Raw genomic sequence first — 19,620 nt, 5'->3', positions numbered from 1 at the left:
CCTCCTCCATCCCCTGCACACCGGTTGCTACAGAAGTAGCAGCCGGCTGCCGGCAAAGGGCTTTCGCCATTGCCCAAGGCCAAGCCAGCACCTACAGAATGTGGGTGGTATCCGCCGGCTCGATCTGTGCCCAGTGGGAAGTGTCTTCGCGATGGCTTCGCAGATACGGCAGCACCGCCGCCAGCAGTGGTGCCTTGAAGGCTTCCTGGAAACGGTGGGCCAGCCCCGGTATCAGTTTCAACTGACTGCCCTGGATATGCGCTGCCAGGTGCACCCCGTGCATCACCGGTAACAACGGATCGGCAGTGCCATGCACCACCAGGGTCGGCACCCGCAATTGCTTGAGCAGGGCCACCCGGCTCGGCTCGGCGAGAATCGCCATGATCTGGCGCTTGACCCCTTCCGGATTGAACGCCCGGTCATAGGCGACTGCGGCCTGATGCAGCAGCGCCTGGCGATCATCCGTGACCTTCGGGCTGCCCAGTGCCGCCAGCAGGTCCGCCTGCTGCTCCAGGGCCGCTTCGCGGCTCGGCGCGTTGCGCCGGGAAAGCAACTGCACCAGCGCGGCATTCGGCGCCGGCAGGCCTTCGGCACCGGAACTGGTCATGATCAGCGTCAAACTCTCGACCCGCTGCGGCGCCATGGCCGCCAGGTGCTGGGCAATCATGCCGCCCATGCTCGCCCCCAGCACATGGAACTGCTCGACATGCAGTGCATCCATCAGGCCCAGGGCGTCATCGGCCATATCGCTCAGGGTATAAGGCGCGGCCACCGGCAAGCCGAGCTTGTAGCGCAACACTTCGAAGGTCAGATTGGCGCTGGCCGGTGCCTGGCGCCAAGTGGACAGGCCGACATCGCGGTTGTCATAACGGATCACTCGAAAGCCTTGCTGACACAAGGCCACCACCACCTCATCCGGCCAATGGATCAGTTGTCCGCCCAGGCCCATGACCAGCAATAGCGCTGGATCGGAGGTACGCCCGATGCTCTGGTAAGCCAGGCTCACCTCGGGCAGGTCGACCCGTTGAGTCGCGACGTTGATATCGCAACGCGAAGCCGCAAAAGACAACTGGCCGAGCACAAGCCCGGCCAGCAGGACGACAGTGGAAAACAATCTTGCCCGCATGGAAAACACCGAAACGCAGAACCCCAGTAGAGCGCGAGTCTGATGAACTTCGATGATTCGCGCTGCCACAGTTGCGTGACAGTTTGATGAAGATTGCCCAGCGGTCACGACCTTGCAGGAGCCGATGTGCCGGCGAAGAGCCGCGCAAGATCATCCTCGCCGGCAACCGCAACGCCGTCCGGTGCGCCTGCCGATTGAGGGTCAGGCCAACTGGTTGCGCAGTTGCCGAGCCGCCGCCACCATGTTCACCAGCGCCGCTTCGGCTTCCGGCCAGCCGCGGGTCTTCAGGCCGCAGTCCGGGTTGACCCACAGCCGCTCGGCGGGGATCCGCTGGACAGCCTTACTCATCAACTTGACCATCTCGGCGGTGTCCGGCACCCGTGGCGAGTGGATGTCATACACCCCCGGGCCGATGTCGTTGGGGTAGTCGAACGCCTCGAAGGCCTGCAGTAACTCCATGTCCGAACGGGAGGTCTCAATGGTGATCACGTCGGCATCCATGGCGGCAATCGACTGGATCACATCGTTGAACTCGCTGTAGCACATGTGGGTGTGGATCTGGGTGTCGTCCCGCACCCCGGACGCACTCAGGCGGAAGGCTTGCACCGCCCAATCCAGGTACTCCTGCCATTGCGCCCGGCGCAGCGGCAGGCCTTCGCGGAACGCCGCCTCGTCGATCTGCACGATCTTGATCCCGGCCTGCTCCAGATCCTCAACCTCATCACGCAATGCCAGGGCCAACTGTTGAGCCTGGACCTTGCGTGACACGTCTTCCCGGGGGAAGGACCACATGAGCATGGTCACCGGGCCGGTGAGCATGCCCTTCATGACCTTGTCGGTGAGGCTCTGGGCGTACTGGATCCAGTCCACGGTCATGGCCTGGGGACGGCTCAGGTCGCCATAGATGATCGCGGGCTTGACGCAGCGGGAACCGTAGCTCTGGACCCAGCCAAAACGAGTAAACAGGTAGCCGTCCAGTTGCTCGGCAAAGTACTCGACCATGTCGTTGCGTTCAGCTTCGCCGTGAACCAGGACATCCAGCCCCAAACGTTCCTGGATCTCCACCGCATGACGGATCTCGTGGTGCATCGCATCGGTGTAATCGTTGAGCGACAACTTGCCTTGCTTGTAGGCCTGGCGTGCCAGGCGGATCGAAGGGGTCTGCGGGAAAGAGCCGATGGTGGTCGTCGGAAAGACCGGCAGCTTGAGCCGCGCCCGCTGTTGCTTGATGCGTTGAACAAAGGGCGATCGGCGTTGGCTGTCAGCGGCGCTGATGGCCTTGATCCGTGCCTGGACCTGGGCTTTGTGAATCCTCGGCGATTGCCCACGACTGGCCTGCACCGCCCGGCTTTGCGCCAGGGCCGCCTGCACCGCCGGAGCCTGGGGATCGTTCAGGGCGTCGCGCAGGACCGATATCTCGCCGCACTTCTGCACGGCGAAAGCCAGCCAGCTTTTCAGCTCGGCATCCAACTGATCTTCTCGCGACAGGTCCACTGGGCTGTGCAGCAAGGAACAGGAACTGCTGACCCACAAGTTGTCGCCAAAGCGCTCGTGGGCCACCTGCAACTGTTGCAGGGCCTGCTCCAACTCGCAGCGCCAGACGTTGCGCCCATTGACCAGGCCCACCGAAAGGATCTTGTAGGTCGGCAGGCGATCAAGGACCTGGCCCAGTTGTTCCGGGGCCCGCACCGCATCGATGTGCAGACCGTCCACCGGTAGCCCGACCGCCAGCCCGAGGTTGTCCTCCAGACCGCTGAAGTAGGTCGCCACCAGCTTTTTCAGGGGTGAGTACTGGAGGACGTGGTAGGCGCGCTCGAAGGCGCTCTTCCATTCCTGGGGCAGGTCGAGGGTCAGGATCGGTTCGTCGATCTGCACCCACTCCACGCCCTGGGCCTTGAGACGGTTGAGGATCTCGCCGTACAGCGGCAGCAGGCGCTCCAGCAGGTCGAGCTTGTTGAACCCGTTGCCCTTGGCCTTGCCCAGCCACAGGTAGGTCAAGGGCCCGATCAATACCGGCTTGACCTGATGCCCCAAGGCACGGGCCTCGTCGACCTCGTCGAACAACTGTTCCCAGCTCAGTTTGAACGACTGGTCCGCGCTGAATTCAGGGACCAGGTAGTGGTAGTTGGTGTCGAACCACTTGGTCAGTTCCTGAGCATATTGCGCCTGGTCATGTTCGCCGCAACAGCGGGTGGAGGCGCCACGGGCCATGGCGAACAACGTGTTCAAGGTCGGATGGCCCTGGGCATCGCGGGTACTGTCAAAACGCTGGGGAATCACCCCGAACGTCAGGGAATGGCTCAGTACCTGGTCGTACCAGGCGAAGTCGCCCACGGGCAGCAGATCGATGCCGGCGTCTTTCTGCAGTTGCCAGTGCCTGGCCCGCAGTTCACAACCGACCCGTTGCAGTGAGTCCTGATCGAGGTCGCCCTTCCAGTAGGACTCGAGGGCTTTTTTCAATTCACGGTCAACGCCAATGCGAGGAAAACCTAGGGTGTGGGCCAGTGCCATGGGAAGTGCCTTCTTATAAAAGATGGCGCTATTGTCGACAGCCCGCGCAACATGAGACAAACTCAACCTTTTCGTGTTCATCATCAAATTTTCTCATGGAGACCCTGGTGCTCGAAATCCGTCACCTGAAGACCCTGCACGCCCTGCGCGAAGCCGACAGCCTGGTTGAAGCCGCCGAACGCCTGCACCTGACCCAGTCCGCCTTGTCCCACCAGTTCAAGGAGCTTGAAGAGCGCCTGGGCATGCAACTGTTCGTGCGCAAGACCAAGCCGGTGCGTTTCACCAGCGCCGGCCTGCGCCTGCTGCAACTGGCAGATGCGGCCCTGCCGCTGCTGCGTGGCGCCGAGCGCGACATCTCCCGGCTGGCAGGTGGCACTGCAGGCCGCCTGCATATGGCCATTGAATGCCACAGCTGCTTCCAGTGGCTGATGCCAACCATCGACCAGTTCCGCGACGCCTGGCCGGAAGTGGAGCTGGACCTGGCTTCCGGCTTCTCGTTTGCACCGTTGCCGGCCCTGGCCCGGGGTGACCTGGACCTGGTGGTGACCTCCGATCCCCTGGAGCTGAGCGGCATCACCTACGTGCCGCTGTTCACCTATGAGGCCATGCTCGCGGTAGCCAACCAGCACGCGCTGGCGAACAAGCCCTACATCGTCCCGGAAGACTTGCTGAAGGAAACCCTGATCACCTACCCGGTGGAGCGCGACCGCCTGGATATCTTCACGCGCTTCCTGGAGCCGGCGGACATCGAGCCGGCGCAAGTACGCACCTCGGAACTGACGGTGATGATGATGCAACTGGTGGCCAGCGGCCGTGGTGTCTGCGGCATGCCCCACTGGGCCCTGCATGAATACAGTTCACGGGGTTATGTGAAGGCCAAGCGCCTGGGGGAAAAGGGCTTGTTCGCCACCCTGTACGCGGCGATTCGCGCCGACATGCTGGATGCGCCCTACATGCGCGACTTCCTGCTGACCGCCAAGGACACCTCGTTCTCGACCCTCGACGGCGTCAGCGCCGTGCGCTGATCCCAAGGCCCGAACCGCCCTCGACTCTGCAGCTGCCGGCTTGCCAAGCCGGCCTACTCAGGGTCCAAGTCGGCTCACTGCGGCACTTCGCGCCACATGTGGATCTTGTCGAAGTAGTCATCCGCGACCCGCACCGCCTGGGGTTCAAGACCGAACTGGACGAAGCCGCAGCGTCGGTACAAGGACAGGGCCGCATCATTTCCCGCCGTCACCGTCAGTTGCACCAGGCGCAGCCCGTCATATTCAGCGGCCTCGACCAGCAGACTCTGCACCAGTTGGTAACCCAGGCCGCTGTTGCGCTGCTCGCCGGTGACGTAAAGCCCAAAGAGAGTCGCCTTGTGCCGGGCTTTCTCGCGTAGCTCGAAGGCCAGGCCGACAATCCCCAGCAGGCGGCCCTCGGAAAAGGCCCCTAGCAGCAGGTCCAGCTCGCCGTCCAGGCGCGCAGCCCACCAGGCCAGGGGCAGTTTTTCCCGTTCGCGGACACTGGAGGTGAACGCCTGAGGGTGGCGGTCATAGGCTTCGAGCATCAAGACCCGGTATTGCTCCACGTCCTCAGGGGTCAGGCGCTGGATCTGCATACTCAGTCGAGGGTCTTCTGTCCGGTAATGAATGAGGCGCACTTGATCTTGCCCGCCTGCACTTCATAGATCGCCACGGTCTCCAGGGTTCCGGTACCGTCGGCGAAGGTCCGGCTGATCAGTTCATGGTCGATCACCACATTGCCCATGACCGAACGCTGGATCAGCCGGGCATGCAGGTTGGGCTCCTGGAAGCGCAACACCGCACGGGAGCGGATCTCTTCATGCCCCGTGGCCAGCAAGGTGGCCGGATGCTCGTATTGCCGAGCATCCAGCGCATAGGTCGCCAGCCAGGCTTGCACATCCTTGCAGTTGTAGGCCTGCAGTTGTTCCTCTACTACAGCTTCCGGGCTTGGAAAATCTGGCATGACACGGCTCCTTGATCAGTTGACTCGACGCTGTTCGAACATCAACCGCACAGCCAGTCCCGCCAGTACAAAACCCATGAAATAACGCTGCACCGAGAGCCAGGTGGGGTTATTGACGAACCACGAAGCGATCCCCGCAGCGAACATCGCGATCAGCAGGTTCACCGAGAAGCTCACGCTGATCTGGGTCAGGCCGAGAATGATGCTCTGGGCAAACACCGACCCGTGCTCCGGATTGATGAACTGCGGAAATACCGAAAGGTAGAACACCGCAATCTTGGGGTTCAGGGCGCTGGTCAAAAAGCCCATGGTCACCAGCTTGCGAGGCGAGTCCGCCGGCAGTTGCTGGGCTTCGAAGGGTGACCGTGCGCCAGGCTTGAGCGCCTGCCAAGCCAGCCACAGCAGGTACAGGGCACCGGCCCACTTGAGCACTTCGTAGGCCATGGGCACCGCCATGAACACCGCCGTCAGGCCCAGCGCAGCAGCAAATAGGTGGACGAAGAAACCTGCCACGACTCCCAGCAACGACGTCACTCCGGCCTTGCGACCCTGGCAGATCGAACGGGAAATCAGGTAGATCATGTTCGGACCCGGGGTCAGCACCATCAGCAGGGAAGCAGCGGCGAAGATCAGGTAGTCGGGAAGTGGAATCATGGCAGTCCTTGGCAATAAGGGCGGTCAGGCGAGGGTCGCTTGAGCCTTGCGATAAAACGGCAAGATCAGATCCCGTGTCAATGGCGCCAGGAACAAATCACCGTCGCCGGCAGGATCGATCCAGCACACTTCCTCGATCTCCGCCGCTGGGGTTACCGGTGTGTCGATACGCACCAGAAACACCTCAGCCTGGACCTCGAATCCTGGCTCGTTGGCCGCCGGTGCCGAGAACTGCTGCAGGTAGCGCGCCTGGCTCGGGTCGATGCGCAAGCCCAGCTCTTCCTCCAGCTCACGGGCCAGGGCATGCACCGGCTGCTCACCGACTTCGATCTTGCCGCCGGGCTGCATGAAGGCCTGGGTGCCGCGCTTGCGCACCAGCAGGGTACGCCCGTCGGCACCAATCAACAGGGCAGCGGCGATACGGATGATGGAGGGTACAGCAGTGGCAGACAGCGACATGGGAACCCGGCAACCTTGAAAATAAAGGCGCAAGGATCACATGTCCGACGGCAGGTCGTCATCCTGCCGATGGATTTTTTCCAGCCGCACGCAGCGCGCGCTCAAGTGCTCATCGGCGGCTCTGGCGGCAATTTGACGAACACGCTGTAACGAGCGCCCTCCATGGTTTCAAAAGCGATCAGCTTGTCCACCAGGGGCAAGTTGAGCACCTTGCCGGCATTGAGCAGCAGCATGCCGTTGTTGGCATTCAGGTTACGCGCCAGGACCATGCCCGCCGCCAGCTCCCGGGTGCCCAGGACCTTGACCGAAGGATCGCCCAAGGTCACATCGCTGAGGTACACCGAGCACACTTGAATGAAACCTTCCACCAACTCGGGGTCGTACAGTCGACCGGCGTACTTGCGGATGAACACCAGGGCTTCGTCGCTGTTCATCCGCCGTTCGAGAATCAGCCCGCACTGCAACTCGATGAAATCCACCGCCAGCTTGAGCAGGCGCGAGCCCAGGGGAATCAATTCACCCTTGAGACGATCGGGAAAACCGCCGCCATCCCAATGTTCCTGGTGATGACGGATCAGGTGCGCGGCATCCTGCACCGGCTCCAGGGTCATCAACAGTGACTCGCTCTGCTGCGGATACGCCCGATAATGCTCGCGCTGATGATGATGCAGCAGGTCCGCCGGGGTGATCATCATGCTGTCGCTCCAACTCAGCTTGCCGATGTTGTGCAGCGCCGCCGCCATGGCCAGATCCCGCTGCGTGGCAGCGTCGATCCCCTGGACCTTGCAGTAGGCTCGCACCAGTTCGATGATCCGCCGGTTGGTCTGTTTATCCGCTGGCAGGCGCTGGTTCACCAGCAATGAGAACAACTCGGCACCCGTGGCATAACTGTGCTTGAGCTCCTCATAGGCCAGGTCGAGCATATCGGCGGTTTGCTGCAGCTCCGCGGTACGCGCGGCAACGCGTTTTTCCAGCAGGGTGTTAAGTGCCTTGAGCTCAGTGTTCTGCTGCTGGGCCAAAGCCTCCAGGCGCTGGCGTTCACGCTCGGAATGCTGATGCTCCAGGGCCTGGCGCAAGGTCAGCAGCAACGCCTGGTCATCCCAGGGCTTGCTCAGGTAGCGGTAGATCTCGCCCTCATTGATCGCCTTGGCGATCAGCGTCAGCTCCGGATCGCCGGTCAGCAATATGCGTGTGGTCGCCGGGTAATCCTGATGAATACGCGCCAGAAGGGTCGCGCCATCCATCTGTGGCAGATGGGCAGCACTGATCACCAGGTCCACTTCCTGGGTGGCCATGACGTGCAGGGCCTGGGTGGCGTCGTGAGCGAAATGCAGCGTGTAAGGGTGAGGGCTGAGCAACTGGCGCAGACGCTGGAGGATCTCCTCCTGAGCATCCACCAGCAGAACCCCGGGCTGGCGTGTGACTGTGGCAACGTTCAGTTCACCCATGAGACACCTCGGGTCAACGTGGATGCACGCGTCCTTCATTGTTATTGCTGACAACGGTAATCCCTGTTGCCTGAGTGCAGTCTAGAGGAATTCCCAGTCGCAATAGTGGCTTTTTAACACCATCTGACCGCTGGAAAGATTCCAACGGCCAGCGGTGACCATCGAGAGGCCCAGGACCTCACTGGGCAGCGGCTTTGCCACTGGAACTGAAGGAGGCGAAGCGCTTGTTGAAACCGGCGATACGACCTTCGGACTGAGTCTTGCGCTGCTGACCGGTGTACACCGGGTGCGAGGCGCTGGACACGTCGAGGGCCACATAGGGATAGGTCTTGCCATCGCTGTGTTGGTGAGTGCGGTCGGTGTCGACGGTGGAGCCAATCAGGAAGTAAACATCGGCGGCAGTGTCGTGAAAAAGTACGGTTCGGTAGTCAGGATGGATACCAGGCTTCATGGAAATCTCCAGCGGTGTGGGTAGAAACAAGTGTTATACAGTAACACTGAAACTCATTTCAAACGAGAACTAATCGCAATAAGATTTCCCGCCAAGAGTCCAACCGCTCTGCGCCCTGAGCTTCAGGCTTGCCCGCACGGCCCTGGCGGGCCAGTATGCTGAGCTGCAACGTTCTGACACAGCCTTGAATTCCTATAAGAAATACCTGTGCAGCCCGCCGTCCCATTCGCTCGGTGCCGCTGTCTATTACCCGTTATCCAGGCATCGCCTGCCTGATTGACCTGATGAGTCCGAACCAAGGAAACCGTATGAGCCTGTCACTCCTGAGCCGCTACGCCTTCTTTGCCGCCTGCGTGATATTCACCCTCGCCAGCCTGCCCTTTCTCGCACACGACTGGCTCTGGCCATTCACCCTGGTCACCGGCCTGCTGAGCCTGCTGGGCATCTTCGACCTGCTGCAAAGCCCCCACGCGGTACGCCGCAACTACCCGATCCTGGGCAATATCCGCTACCTGGTGGAAGGTATCCGTCCGGAGATCCGCCAATACCTGCTGGAGTCCGACAGCGACGCCCTGCCCTTTTCCCGCGCCCAGCGCTCGCTGGTGTACTCCCGGGCCAAGAATGAAAGTGCCGACAAGCCCTTCGGTACCCTGATCGACGTCTACCAGTCGGGCTTCGAATTCATCGGCCACTCCATGCGCCCGGCGCCCCTGAGCGATCCCAACGGCTTCCGGGTCACGGTCGGTGGCCCACAATGTACCCAGCCTTATTCGGCCTCGGTGTTCAACATCTCGGCCATGAGCTTCGGCTCCCTGAGCGCCAACGCCATTCGCGCCCTGAACCAGGGGGCCAAGCTCGGCAATTTCGCCCACGACACCGGTGAAGGCAGCATCAGCCCCTATCACCGCGAGCACGGTGGCGACCTGACCTGGGAACTGGGCAGCGGCTACTTCGGCTGTCGCACCAGCGATGGCCGTTTCGATCCCGAGCGCTTCGCCACCCAGGCGCAGAACCCGCAGGTACGGATGATCGAAATCAAGATGAGCCAGGGCGCCAAGCCGGGCCACGGCGGCATCCTGCCCAAACACAAAGTGACCCAGGAAATCGCCGACACCCGCGGCATCCGCATGGGCGAGGACTGCATTTCGCCGTCGAGCCACAGCGCCTTTTCCACGCCACTGGAAATGATGCATTTCATCCAGCAGTTGCGTGAGCTGTCCGGCGGCAAACCGGTGGGTTTCAAGTTCTGCCTGGGCCATCCCTGGGAGTTCATGGGCATTGCCAAGGCCATGCTGGAAACCGGCATTCTCCCGGACTTCATCGTGGTCGACGGCAAGGAGGGCGGAACCGGCGCAGCACCAGTGGAGTTCACCGACCACATCGGCGCGCCAATGCGCGAAGGCCTGCTGTTCGTCCACAACACCCTGGTGGGCCTGAACCTGCGGGACAAGATCAAGCTCGGCGCCAGCGGCAAGATCGTCAGCGCTTTCGACATCGCCAGCGTGCTGGCCATCGGTGCCGACTGGGCCAACTCGGCCCGGGGCTTCATGTTCGCCATCGGCTGCATCCAGTCGCAAAGCTGTCACACCAACAAATGCCCTACCGGCGTGGCCACCCAGGACAACCTGCGCCAGCGCGCCCTGGTGGTGCCGGACAAAGCCCAGCGGGTGTACAGCTTCCACCGCAATACCCTCAAGGCCCTGGCGGAAATGCTCGCCGCTGCGGGTCTGCAACATCCGTCGCAACTGGAAGCCAAACACCTGGTGCGACGCATGTCGGCCACAGAGATCAAGCTGTTCTCCCAATTGCATGTGTTCCTCAAGCCTGGCGAATTGCTCACCGGTGAAGTCAATGGCGAGTTCTACTCGCGCATGTGGCAACTGGCCCGTGCCGACAGCTTCGAACCCAACGCCGAAGCCGCAGCCTGAACACGCAGGCCCAGCGCTCCCCCGGGAACCTGGGCCGCTCACAAGGAAGACTGCAATGCTCAAGGTTATCGCTGAAGACTTCATCCAACCCGAACACCTGGACACCGTGCGTCCGTGGTACGCCGAACTGGTGGAGAAAACCCGCCAGGAACCGCTGTGCATTGCCTATGATCTATTCGTCGACCAGAAAGACCCCGGGCACTTCATCTTTGTCGAACAATGGCCCGACCAAGCCGCCCTCGACGCCCATTGCCGCACCGAGCACTTCACCCGCCTGGTACCGCAGATCAACGCTTTTCAGGCCCGCGAATGCCGCGTGCTGTTGATGAACCCATTCTAACGATCCTATGTGCCCCGACGCTTGACCGGACCACCGAAAGCAGACCACGCCCCGCTGACTTTTGGGAGAGTCCCCATGCCCCTGCTGTCCTTCGATCTGCTGTCCCTGCCGCTGCCAGCGCCCTGGCAATCCTCGCTGGTGGGGCAAGTCGGCCCTGCCCGCATCAAGGTGCTGCGCATGGGCCCGCAGTCCTACCCGGAAGAAACCCACGACTACAACGAAGGCCTGCTGGTGACCCAAGGCTGTCTGCGCCTGGGCCTCGGCGAAGCAATAGTGGAAGTGCTGCCTGGGCAGATGTACCTGGTGGAAGCCGGTCAGGCCCACAGCGTACTGCCCGGTAGCCATGGCACCCTGGTGATCATCGATGTCTAGCGCCCTGCCCCTGCACGCACTGGCCCGGATACGCTGACAACCGGCCCCGAGGCGGTCCTGCCCGACCGTCACGGATGACCCTCTTAACAGGGACATCCACGCCCGCCAAAATGCATAAACGCATAAATTAATTGCATTAACGCATCAAGCCTCTAAGGTGGTTTTCAGACCCGACCAGCGCATGCCATCGAGGCTGGCATCCAGGCCGGACTAGTCGCTTTATCCAAGTAGGCGACCACGACACAAGCCACAGGCTTGTTTTCACTCCTGGAGGATGAACATGTTAAGTACACCCTTGACCCACACCAGCACTGCGCAGGTACTGCCGCAGTGCCTGGCCAGTGCACTGATGGATCCCGAACTGTCCGAGATCGATCCGCGCACCCAAACGGCAGCGCTCGCCGGCGCCCGACTCAACTTCAACGTGTATCAGCAGACCCAGAGCAACTGGTGTTGGGCGGCCCTGTCGGCCTCGGTTGGCAACTATTACGGCACCGGCTCCTGGACCCAATGCGCCGTGGCCAACGCCGAACTGGGCCGCAACTCCTGCTGCAACCAGCCCGGACCTTGCAATGTCTACGGCTACCTGGACTCGGCCCTGAGGACCACCCGCAGCTACGGCGGCATGCGCGAAGACCGGATGCAGATGCCGGCCATCGAAAACCAGCTCGGTATGGGCCGGCCAGTCAGCCTGCGCTGTGCCTGGTATGGCGGCGGCGCACATTTCCTGACGATCTACGGCACCGACGGCGGCTACATCCTGGTGGCGGACTCGATCTACGGATACTCGACCCGAGCCCTGAACAGCTTCCCCGGTTCCTACAACGGCGGCGGCAATTGGACCCACACCTACTTCACCCGAAAAAACTAGGAGGCGTCATGCAACTGACTTACCCCAAGGCGCCTGCCAACGGCGTCCAGCAACTGCGCCCGGTGCTGCAGGCGGCCCTGCAAACCCGGGGCTTTGGCATCAACCATGGCTTTGCCAGCGTCCGCGCCAACAGCCTGAGCCTGTCCCAAGGGTTTCGTGGCTACGCCCTCGGCCTGCAGGAGCTGAGCCAGGGTCTTGCTCTGGACCAGGCCAAGGCCGGTGACTGGCATTACCTGGTGTTCGCCGGCGGCCTGTCGATCGCCGACGCGCAACTGACGGAAGTCGCCGGCAAGCTCGAGTTTTCCTCGCTCAACCATGGCGCCCTTGCCGCATCCGCGGTCAGCGCCCTGGACTTTGCGCAGAAAACGCCAAGGCTGCAGGGCAAAACCTATGAGCTGCGGTTGCTGTTCGTCCCGGCGTTGCAGGTCACCGCAATCTGGCTGCACGGTAGCGAGGAGCAACTGCTGATTCCCGTCGAGCCGACGCCCGCACAACTGGCGGCCCGGCGAGTCTATGACGAGGCAAGCTTGCTGGCCTTGCTGGCGCCCTTGGCCCGACAGGCCAAGGCGGTCTTCGATGCCGACACCAGCGGAACCCTGGGAGGCTGACCCGGGCCAAAAAAAACCGGCGCCCCTTGCGGGACGCCGGTTTTTCCAAGCCTGGCATTCAGCCCGGGATGCTCAAGCCAGGAGCATCGGCGGGCCGCCGGTCACGACGCAGAACGTGCCGCGCCTTGCTGGACATTGGTCGGTTGCAACTTGAACACGTAGAACAACGCGGTCAGCAGCACCAGGAACGCCGGGCCTATATACAGCGCTACGCGGGTGTCCGGGAAGTAGGCCATCAAGCCCACTACCAGCACCAGGAATGCCAGGGCCAGGTAGGAACTGATCGGGTACAGCCACATGCGGTACTTCAGGCCTGCACGTTCGGCCGGGCTCAGGCCCTTGCGGAACTTGAGCTGGGCCAAAAGGATCATCACCCAGGTCCAGATCGCGCCGAAGGTGGCGATGGACGTCACCCAGACGAATACTTTTTCCGGTACCAGGTAGTTCATCAGCACACCCAGCAGCAGGGCAAAGATCGACAGCAGCAGCGCCCGACGAGGCACGCCGTTGTTCGAGGTCTTGGCAAAACCGGCCGGGGCCTGACCGTTCTGCGCCAGGCTGTAGAGCATGCGCCCGGTGCTGAAGATGCCGCCGTTGCAGGACGACAGCGCGGCGGTAATCACCACGAAGTTGATGATGCCAGCAGCGGTCTTGATCCCCAGGCGCTCGAAGGTCATCACGAAGGGACTGCCCTGGGTGCCAATCTCGTTCCATGGGTAGATCGACAGGATCACGAACAACGCACCCACGTAGAACAGCAGGATGCGCCAGAACACCGAGCCGATGGCATTGGGAATGGTCTTCTGCGGGTTACGCGCTTCACCGGCGGTGAGGCCGATCATCTCTACGCCCAGGTAGGCGAACATCACCATCTGCAAGGACATCAGCACACCGGTCAGGCCGTTGGGCATGAAGCCGCCGTGGGCCCACAGGTTGGAAATACCCAGGGCGACGCCGTCATTGCCGAAACCGAAGGCGATGATACCGATGCCACCAACGACCATGGCGATGATGGTGACGATCTTGATCAGGGCAAACCAGAACTCGAACTCACCGAAGGCCTTGACCGCGATCAGGTTGATCGAGCCCATGCTCACCAGGGCCGCCAGGGCCCAGATCCAGCGCGGCACATCGGGGAACCAGATCCCCATGTATACCGCCACTGCAGTGATTTCCGCGACACAGGTCACCAGCCATAGGAACCAGTAGTTCCAGCCGGTAAGAAAGCCCGCCAATGGGCCCAGGTAATCTTGTGCATAGCGGCTGAAAGAGCCTGCGACCGGGTTGTGCACTGCCATCTCACCGAGGGCGCGCATGATCACCAGAATCGCCAGGCCGCCGATGATGTAGGACAGCATGATGGCCGGACCGGCCATTTCGATGGCCTTGGCCGAGCCGAGGAACAGACCGACGCCGATACAGGCGCCCAGGGCCATCAAGCGAATATGCCGTTCGCCGAGTTCGCGTTTCAGCGGGCCGCCGTTAGCGGTCTCGCCGTGGGGCAGTTGGTTGCCAACTGGCATAGAGATACAACCTCATTTTGTTATTGGATATGAACCACCGAGTCTTCGAAGCAGCGGCGGGTAGCCAAAGCTTGCTCAACCGTACCGACCTTATGGGACGGCGCGTCTAGTAGGACAAAACCTGCCAGATCAGCGGGGTGCGCAGTATAAAAAGCTCCTGACAGGGCTTTTCACTCTATAAGCAGCTAAATTCAGAGAGAAATCTCGGCAAAACCGGCTTTCACGGAGAAGCATTGCCTGCTTTTTGCCTGGAAACCTCACTCGGAAAGGGTTTGGAGTATTGCACAGCCCTGGTGCATCGTCATGCCCCTACCTAGGGCGTATTTACCTTGGGGAAGGCTCTATCGCAGCGCTTTCCCATAGATGAAAAAAGCGCCCAGGGATAAAGGCGCTTGCTGGTGCTCGATTGGCTTGCTCCGGGGCCAGCAGTCGTCATACCGGCTGAGGCGCTTAGCGGAAAAGCCTTGGCGCCCGGGTTTTACCGCCGCGCAACCAGCCAACGAGAGCAGGGTCCGCCGCCACAAGACAGCTGGCCGTAAAAAAACCAAGCGTTTTGACAATTTCTTCACCGCCAGCCGGCACCGACTAAGCTTCAGACAAGTCCGATCAATCTGCGTGAATGGATCAATCGACTATGGGCGCTTTATGGCAGACCGATTCGCGCGAGAACGCAGTGCCAGGCCACCGCGAAGACGAAGCGCCTTTACCAAAACGTCGTAATCCCCGTCGCTATGCCTGGCGCCTGTTCTGGCTGTTACTGCTGCTTGCGTTGATCGCCCTCGGCTTTGCCGCCAACCGGGAAATACGCACCTCGAAATTCCAGGCCCGGGAATTCAGCAGACTGGCCAATGATTTGAGCTACTCCCTGCAACCGGGCCCCAGCGATGCGGTGTTCTACCCAGGCGCCGGCCCCTTCGACCGACGCCTGGGTTACAGCGCCCTCGGTGAATTCCTGCCCCGCCTGCTCAAACGCGGTTACCTGATCGAAGCCCAGACGCGGTTTTCGCCAGCGCTGATGGACTACAGCAAAAACGGATTTTTCGTGCCGTACCCGGAAAAGATCCAGGCCGGTCTGTCCATCACCGATTGCCGCGCCGCGCCCCTGTATCACTTCAATTACCCACAACAGCTGTATGCGAGTTTCGCCAGTATTCCGCCGCTGATGGTGCACAGCCTGTTGTTCATCGAGAACCGCGATCTGCTGGACCCCACATTGGCACAGGCCAACCCGGCGGTGGACTGGCCGCGCTTTGCCAAGGCGGCCTGGTCCCAAGTGGCCAAACTCCTGCATCTGCCGGGGCAAACCGCGGGTGGCAGCACCCTGGCCACCCAGTTGGAAAAGTACCGTCACTCGCCGGATGGCTTGACCGTGTCCGGCGGCGAGAAGATCCGCCAGATGATTTCCGCCAGCGTACGCGCCTATCAGGACGGCCCGCAGACCTTCGAGGCGCGGCAGCGAATCGTTCGCGACTACTTCAACAGCGTGCCGCTGTCGGCGGTTCCCGGCCACGGTGAGGTGCACGGCATGGCGGAAGGGCTGCGGGTCTGGTACGGCGCCGATTTCGACCAGGTCAACCTGACCTTGAATAGCACCGCCACGGACTCGAAAAGCCTGGCCCTGCGCGGATTGGCCCTGCGCCAGGTCCTGTCACTGATGATCGCCCAGCGCCGCCCTTCCCATTACCTGGCAAAGGGCCGCGCAGAACTTGCGGCGCTGACCGACAGCCATATCCGCCTGCTGGCCCAGAACAACGTCATCGATCCCGCCCTGAGCGCCGCCGCCCTGGCCCGCCAGGTGACCTACCGCGACTGGCAGCAACAACCGACGATCCAGCCGATCGAAACCAACAAGGGCATCAGCGTGGCCCGCAGCCGGCTGGCAGCGTTGCTCAACCGGCCCTTGTATGACCTGGACCGCCTCGACCTGTCGGCCACCAGCACCTTGCAGAGCGACCTGCAGCGCCAGGCCACCGAGTACCTCAAGCACCTCGCCGACCCGGCCTTCGCCGCGCAGATTGGCGTACTCGGCGAGCGCCTGCTGACCCCCACCAGCACCACCCAGGTGCGCTACAGCTTCACGCTGTTCGAGCTGACGCCAGACGGCTCACGGGTCCGGGTGCAGACCGACAGCACCGACCAGCCCTTCGATATCAACGAAGGCAGCAAGCTGGAACTGGGCTCCACCGCCAAGCTGCGGGTGCTGACCACCTACCTGCAAATCATCTCCGAGTTACACGACAGGTACACCGGGCAAACACCTGCTCAGTTGAAAAAGGTGCCGGTCAATGACCAAGACCGCCTGAGCCGCTGGGCCATCGATTACCTGATGCAAAACAGCGACCGCAGCCTGCCGAAGATGCTCGAGGCGGCCCTGGACCGCACCTACTCCGCCAACCCCGGCGAAGCCTTCTTCACTGGCGGCGGGGTGCATCACTTCCATAACTTCCGCAACGAGGACAATGGTCGCAGCCCGAGCCTGCGCGATGCCCTGCGTGAATCCATCAACCTGCCGTTCATTCGCCTGATGCGTGACCTGGTGCGCTACAGCACCTATGGCGGCGACAGCAGCAGCGCCGAACTGCTCAAGGACGACGAGAACCCACGGCGCCAAGAATACCTGGCACGCTTCGCCGACCGTGAAGGCACTTCGTTCCTACTACGGTTCTGGAAAAAGTACCGTAACAAAGACACCTCATCGCGCCTGGAAACCTTCCTCGACGGCATGCACCCCACGGCAATTCGCCTGTCCGCCGTGCACCGCTACCTACTGCCGGATGCCAGCCAGGAGAGCTTCAACGGCTTCGTCCGCGCGCATATGAAAACCGCCAAGGTCAGCGAAAAACTCACCGATGAACGCCTGGACAAGCTCTACCAGAGCTACGGCCCGGGTGCCTATGATCTGCCGGACCAGGGCTACATCGCCAAGGTCCACCCGCTGGACCTGTGGTTGCTGGGCTACCTGATGAACAACCCCGACGCCACCTTCAGCCAGATCGTCAAAGCCAGCGAGTTCGAACGCCAGGAGGTCTACAGTTGGTTGTTCAAGAGCCGCCATCGCAGCGCCCGGGACAGCCGTATCCGCACCATGCTGGAGATCGAGGCGTTCCTCGACATCCATCAACGCTGGCAGAGTGTCGGTTACCCGTTCGACCACCTGGTGCCCTCCCTGGCCACTGCCATTGGCAGCTCCGGCGACCGTCCAGCGGCCCTGGCCGAACTGGTGGGGACCATCCTCAACGACGGCGTACGCCTGCCAACCTTGCGCATCGACAGCCTGCATTTTGCCGCCAATACCCCCTATGAGACCCTCCTGCTCAATGACCCCGACAAAGGCAAGCGGGTGATGCCCTCGGAAGTCGCCACGGCGCTGCGCGGGGCCTTGTCGCAGGTGGTGGATGCCGGCACCGCGAAACGGGTTGCCGGCAGTTTCAAACTGGCCGATGGCACTCCCCTGGCCATGGGTGGCAAGACCGGCACCGGCGACAACCGCATCGAAGCCATTGGTGCAGGCGGCCGGGTGCTGAGTTCGAAGTCGATCAACCGCACCGCAACTTTCGTGTTCTATATTGGCGAGCACCACTTCGGCACCCTTACCGCCTATGTACCGGGGGCTTCAGCGCAAGCCTTCAAATTCACCTCGGCCCTGCCGGTACAAGTGCTCAAGGGCATGGCGCCGATTCTCATGCCCTACCTGCAGCCGGGCAGTGGTACCCAATGCCTGGGCCGCCTCGCGCAACGCTGAATCCTTCCAACGTTTGTGACCGCCGCTGCAACTCAAGCTGCACTCGGTCGACCGACCTGGGGTACTCCGTCGAAGGGGCACGATGAACTCAAGTCGGCTGCAGCCACACTGCCCACACCATTCAAGGCTGTAAATCCTCAGGGTCCGCCCACTTCCTTCTCCGACAAACGGCAGGTTTGGATTGCGCAGAAGCACTTGCGCAATTATTAAGATATATCTTAAGTTATGTCTAAATCGAAAAGGAGAAAGAGGAAATGAGAGAGCATCATCACCCCCACCGCGAACAAGGTGACAGTCACGACGGCTTCGAGCGCCGTCCCGGTCGCGAACGCGGCAGCCGCGGTCCCCGGGTGTTTGCCCCCGGCGACCTGAAACTGCTGCTGTTGGCGCTGATTGCCGAACAGCCCTGCCACGGCTACGACCTGATCCGCCAGATCGAAGGCATGTTCGACGGCGCCTACAGCCCAAGCCCTGGAGTGATCTACCCGACCCTGACCTTTCTGGAAGAAAGCGAAATGATCCAGGGCGACGCCGAAGGCGGGAAAAAACGCTACAGCGTGACCGACACCGGTCGTCTGTCCCTGCAAGAACAGGCCATTGCCCTGGACGGGGTGCGCATGCGCATCGAAGTCAGCAAACGCTCACTGCGCGGGCACGATCGGCCAGCGGAAATCCATGAGGCGGTGCACAACCTGCGCCACGCCCTGCAAATGCACCACGGCCGCTGGAGTCCGGAAGAAATCCTCCGGGTCCGAGACCTGCTGAACAACACCGCCAAGGCCGTCGTCGATGGTCCTCTGCACCCTTCTGCCCAGGAGAAAACCGAATGACTGCAACCCCAGAACCATCCATTCACCGGGTCAGCCACGAGATCAAGCGCCGGCGCCTGGAAGTCTTGCGCGTCGTCGACCTGACCCCGCGCATGCGCCGCATCACCCTCGGCGGGCCAGAGCTGGCCGGGTTCATCAGCCTGGGCAGCGATGACCATGTGAAGCTGTTGTTCCCACAGAACGCCGAGCAGCAAGCCGCCCTGGAAACCCTGGTACTGGGTCCGGGCAAGGACGGTGGGCCGATGCCGGCCATGCGTGACTACACCCCGCGCCGCTATGACCTGGACCTGGGCGAAATGGACATCGACTTCGTGTTGCATGGCGACGGCCCTGCATCGACCTGGGCCGAGCAGGCAGCGCCCGGTCAGTACTTGCACATTGGCGGGCCACGGGGATCGATGATCGTGCCGGATATCTTCGACAGCTACTGGCTGATCGGCGATGAAACCGCGCTGCCGGCAATTGCCCGGCGCCTGGAAGAATTACCCGCCGGACGCCGGGTGCTGGCGGTGATCGAAGTACAGGACGCGGCCGAGCGCCAGGAGCTGCACAGCGCCGCCGAGGTGCAGGTGATCTGGGTCGAACGGAACAGCGGCCTACAAGACCTGGTCAGTTGCGTGCGTGAACTGCAGGTGCCGGAAGGCAAGCTGTATGCCTGGGTGGCCACCGAGAGCAAGGTCTCGCGGCAGATTCGTCGCGTGCTGCTGGACGAGCATCAGCTCGACGATGCCTTCGTCAAGGCCGCTGGCTACTGGCGCCTGGACAGCAGCGAAGAACAATAACCCC

The 19,620-nt window shown here is 61.9% G+C and carries 18 protein-coding genes; 9 read left to right on the top strand and 9 right to left on the bottom strand.

Annotated features, from left to right (window positions below; genetic code table 11):
* Positions 1-91 precede the first annotated feature (91 nt).
* Together GV818_RS09030 and metE are read right to left on the bottom strand one after the other, a co-directional pair.
* Positions 92-1,126 (bottom strand): alpha/beta fold hydrolase, encoded by a 1,035-nt coding sequence (locus tag GV818_RS09030; RefSeq protein WP_161758326.1) that lies wholly within the window; start codon positions 1,124-1,126, stop codon positions 92-94.
* 201 nt (positions 1,127-1,327) lie between these two features.
* A complete protein-coding gene (gene metE, locus GV818_RS09025; RefSeq protein ID WP_161776386.1) occupies positions 1,328-3,637 on the bottom strand; it encodes a 5-methyltetrahydropteroyltriglutamate--homocysteine S-methyltransferase in 2,310 nt (769 codons plus the stop codon).
* Positions 3,638-3,744: 107 nt separating this feature from the next.
* Here metE and metR point away from each other — a divergent pair, with 107 nt between their 5' ends.
* Positions 3,745-4,662, top strand: coding sequence for a transcriptional regulator MetR (metR, locus tag GV818_RS09020; RefSeq protein WP_161758324.1), 918 nt, complete (start codon positions 3,745-3,747; stop codon positions 4,660-4,662).
* A 74-nt stretch (positions 4,663-4,736) separates the two neighbouring features.
* Here metR and GV818_RS09015 read toward each other — a convergent pair whose 3' ends face one another.
* The 6 genes from GV818_RS09015 to GV818_RS08990 all read right to left on the bottom strand — a co-directional run bounded on the left by GV818_RS09015 (position 4,737) and on the right by GV818_RS08990 (position 8,620).
* Positions 4,737-5,240, bottom strand: a complete 504-nt coding sequence (locus GV818_RS09015) for a GNAT family N-acetyltransferase (RefSeq protein ID WP_161776385.1) — start codon at positions 5,238-5,240, stop codon at positions 4,737-4,739.
* Between the two features lie 2 nt (positions 5,241-5,242).
* Entirely contained in the window at positions 5,243-5,608 is a 366-nt protein-coding gene (locus tag GV818_RS09010) for a nuclear transport factor 2 family protein (RefSeq protein WP_161758322.1), read from the bottom strand.
* Positions 5,609-5,623: 15 nt separating this feature from the next.
* Entirely contained in the window at positions 5,624-6,262 is a 639-nt protein-coding gene (locus tag GV818_RS09005; RefSeq protein ID WP_161758321.1) for a LysE family translocator, read from the bottom strand.
* Positions 6,263-6,286: 24 nt separating this feature from the next.
* The gene (locus tag GV818_RS09000) at positions 6,287-6,721 is read right to left on the bottom strand and encodes an NUDIX hydrolase (protein WP_161758320.1); all 435 of its coding nucleotides are present in this window, start codon (positions 6,719-6,721) and stop codon (positions 6,287-6,289) included.
* A gap of 101 nt (positions 6,722-6,822) precedes the next feature.
* Complete coding sequence (locus tag GV818_RS08995) at positions 6,823-8,169, bottom strand: HD domain-containing phosphohydrolase (protein WP_161776384.1); 1,347 nt, start codon at positions 8,167-8,169, stop codon at positions 6,823-6,825.
* 178 nt (positions 8,170-8,347) lie between these two features.
* A complete protein-coding gene (locus tag GV818_RS08990; protein ID WP_161758318.1) occupies positions 8,348-8,620 on the bottom strand; it encodes a type B 50S ribosomal protein L31 in 273 nt (90 codons plus the stop codon).
* A 308-nt stretch (positions 8,621-8,928) separates the two neighbouring features.
* On the opposite strand from GV818_RS08990, the gene GV818_RS08985 reads away from it, so the two are divergent.
* The 5 genes from GV818_RS08985 to GV818_RS08965 all read left to right on the top strand — a co-directional run bounded on the left by GV818_RS08985 (position 8,929) and on the right by GV818_RS08965 (position 12,739).
* Entirely contained in the window at positions 8,929-10,548 is a 1,620-nt protein-coding gene (locus GV818_RS08985) for an FMN-binding glutamate synthase family protein (protein ID WP_161758317.1), read from the top strand.
* A 55-nt stretch (positions 10,549-10,603) separates the two neighbouring features.
* On the top strand, positions 10,604-10,888 hold the full coding sequence (locus tag GV818_RS08980; protein WP_161758316.1) for a putative quinol monooxygenase: 285 nt from the start codon (positions 10,604-10,606) through the stop codon (positions 10,886-10,888).
* Between the two features lie 75 nt (positions 10,889-10,963).
* On the top strand, positions 10,964-11,260 hold the full coding sequence (locus tag GV818_RS08975; protein WP_161758315.1) for a cupin domain-containing protein: 297 nt from the start codon (positions 10,964-10,966) through the stop codon (positions 11,258-11,260).
* A gap of 280 nt (positions 11,261-11,540) precedes the next feature.
* On the top strand, positions 11,541-12,131 hold the full coding sequence (locus tag GV818_RS08970; RefSeq protein ID WP_161758314.1) for a papain-like cysteine protease family protein: 591 nt from the start codon (positions 11,541-11,543) through the stop codon (positions 12,129-12,131).
* A gap of 8 nt (positions 12,132-12,139) precedes the next feature.
* Positions 12,140-12,739, top strand: a complete 600-nt coding sequence (locus tag GV818_RS08965; RefSeq protein ID WP_161758313.1) for a hypothetical protein — start codon at positions 12,140-12,142, stop codon at positions 12,737-12,739.
* 101 nt (positions 12,740-12,840) lie between these two features.
* On the opposite strand, the gene GV818_RS08960 is transcribed toward GV818_RS08965, so the two are convergent.
* Positions 12,841-14,262, bottom strand: a complete 1,422-nt coding sequence (locus GV818_RS08960) for an amino acid permease (protein WP_161758312.1) — start codon at positions 14,260-14,262, stop codon at positions 12,841-12,843.
* 634 nt (positions 14,263-14,896) lie between these two features.
* Between GV818_RS08960 and GV818_RS08955 the strand changes: the two genes are divergently transcribed.
* From GV818_RS08955 to GV818_RS08945, 3 genes are all read left to right on the top strand, one after another.
* On the top strand, positions 14,897-18,004 hold the full coding sequence (locus tag GV818_RS08955) for a transglycosylase domain-containing protein (RefSeq protein ID WP_161776383.1): 3,108 nt from the start codon (positions 14,897-14,899) through the stop codon (positions 18,002-18,004).
* 254 nt (positions 18,005-18,258) lie between these two features.
* On the top strand, positions 18,259-18,834 hold the full coding sequence (locus tag GV818_RS08950; protein ID WP_161776382.1) for a PadR family transcriptional regulator: 576 nt from the start codon (positions 18,259-18,261) through the stop codon (positions 18,832-18,834).
* Positions 18,831-19,616: a siderophore-interacting protein gene (locus GV818_RS08945; RefSeq protein ID WP_161776381.1), complete on the top strand. Its 786-nt coding sequence runs from the start codon at positions 18,831-18,833 to the stop codon at positions 19,614-19,616. Before GV818_RS08950 ends, GV818_RS08945 begins: the two co-directional genes overlap by 4 nt.
* The last annotated feature ends 4 nt before the right edge of the window (positions 19,617-19,620 follow it).

Source organism: Pseudomonas sp. Fl4BN1 (assembly GCF_009908285.1).
Taxonomy (GTDB): domain Bacteria; phylum Pseudomonadota; class Gammaproteobacteria; order Pseudomonadales; family Pseudomonadaceae; genus Aquipseudomonas.
Note: the sequence above shows the minus strand (reverse complement) of the source record. Positions and strands in the feature narration are given on the sequence as shown.

Bases quoted from the DNA above. Each gene is read 5' to 3' on its own strand.
- GV818_RS09030 (WP_161758326.1), bottom strand. From the start codon at position 1,126: ATGCGGGCAAGATTGTTTTCCACTGTCGTCCTGCTGGCCGGGCTTGTG.
- metE (WP_161776386.1), bottom strand. From the start codon at position 3,637: ATGGCACTGGCCCACACCCTAGGTTTTCCTCGCATTGGCGTTGACCGT.
- GV818_RS09015 (WP_161776385.1), bottom strand. From the start codon at position 5,240: ATGCAGATCCAGCGCCTGACCCCTGAGGACGTGGAGCAATACCGGGTC.
- GV818_RS09010 (WP_161758322.1), bottom strand. From the start codon at position 5,608: ATGCCAGATTTTCCAAGCCCGGAAGCTGTAGTAGAGGAACAACTGCAG.
- GV818_RS09005 (WP_161758321.1), bottom strand. From the start codon at position 6,262: ATGATTCCACTTCCCGACTACCTGATCTTCGCCGCTGCTTCCCTGCTG.
- GV818_RS09000 (WP_161758320.1), bottom strand. From the start codon at position 6,721: ATGTCGCTGTCTGCCACTGCTGTACCCTCCATCATCCGTATCGCCGCT.
- GV818_RS08995 (WP_161776384.1), bottom strand. From the start codon at position 8,169: ATGGGTGAACTGAACGTTGCCACAGTCACACGCCAGCCCGGGGTTCTG.
- GV818_RS08990 (WP_161758318.1), bottom strand. From the start codon at position 8,620: ATGAAGCCTGGTATCCATCCTGACTACCGAACCGTACTTTTTCACGAC.
- GV818_RS08985 (WP_161758317.1), top strand. From the start codon at position 8,929: ATGAGCCTGTCACTCCTGAGCCGCTACGCCTTCTTTGCCGCCTGCGTG.
- GV818_RS08980 (WP_161758316.1), top strand. From the start codon at position 10,604: ATGCTCAAGGTTATCGCTGAAGACTTCATCCAACCCGAACACCTGGAC.
- GV818_RS08975 (WP_161758315.1), top strand. From the start codon at position 10,964: ATGCCCCTGCTGTCCTTCGATCTGCTGTCCCTGCCGCTGCCAGCGCCC.
- GV818_RS08970 (WP_161758314.1), top strand. From the start codon at position 11,541: ATGTTAAGTACACCCTTGACCCACACCAGCACTGCGCAGGTACTGCCG.
- GV818_RS08965 (WP_161758313.1), top strand. From the start codon at position 12,140: ATGCAACTGACTTACCCCAAGGCGCCTGCCAACGGCGTCCAGCAACTG.
- GV818_RS08960 (WP_161758312.1), bottom strand. From the start codon at position 14,262: ATGCCAGTTGGCAACCAACTGCCCCACGGCGAGACCGCTAACGGCGGC.
- GV818_RS08955 (WP_161776383.1), top strand. From the start codon at position 14,897: ATGGGCGCTTTATGGCAGACCGATTCGCGCGAGAACGCAGTGCCAGGC.
- GV818_RS08950 (WP_161776382.1), top strand. From the start codon at position 18,259: ATGAGAGAGCATCATCACCCCCACCGCGAACAAGGTGACAGTCACGAC.
- GV818_RS08945 (WP_161776381.1), top strand. From the start codon at position 18,831: ATGACTGCAACCCCAGAACCATCCATTCACCGGGTCAGCCACGAGATC.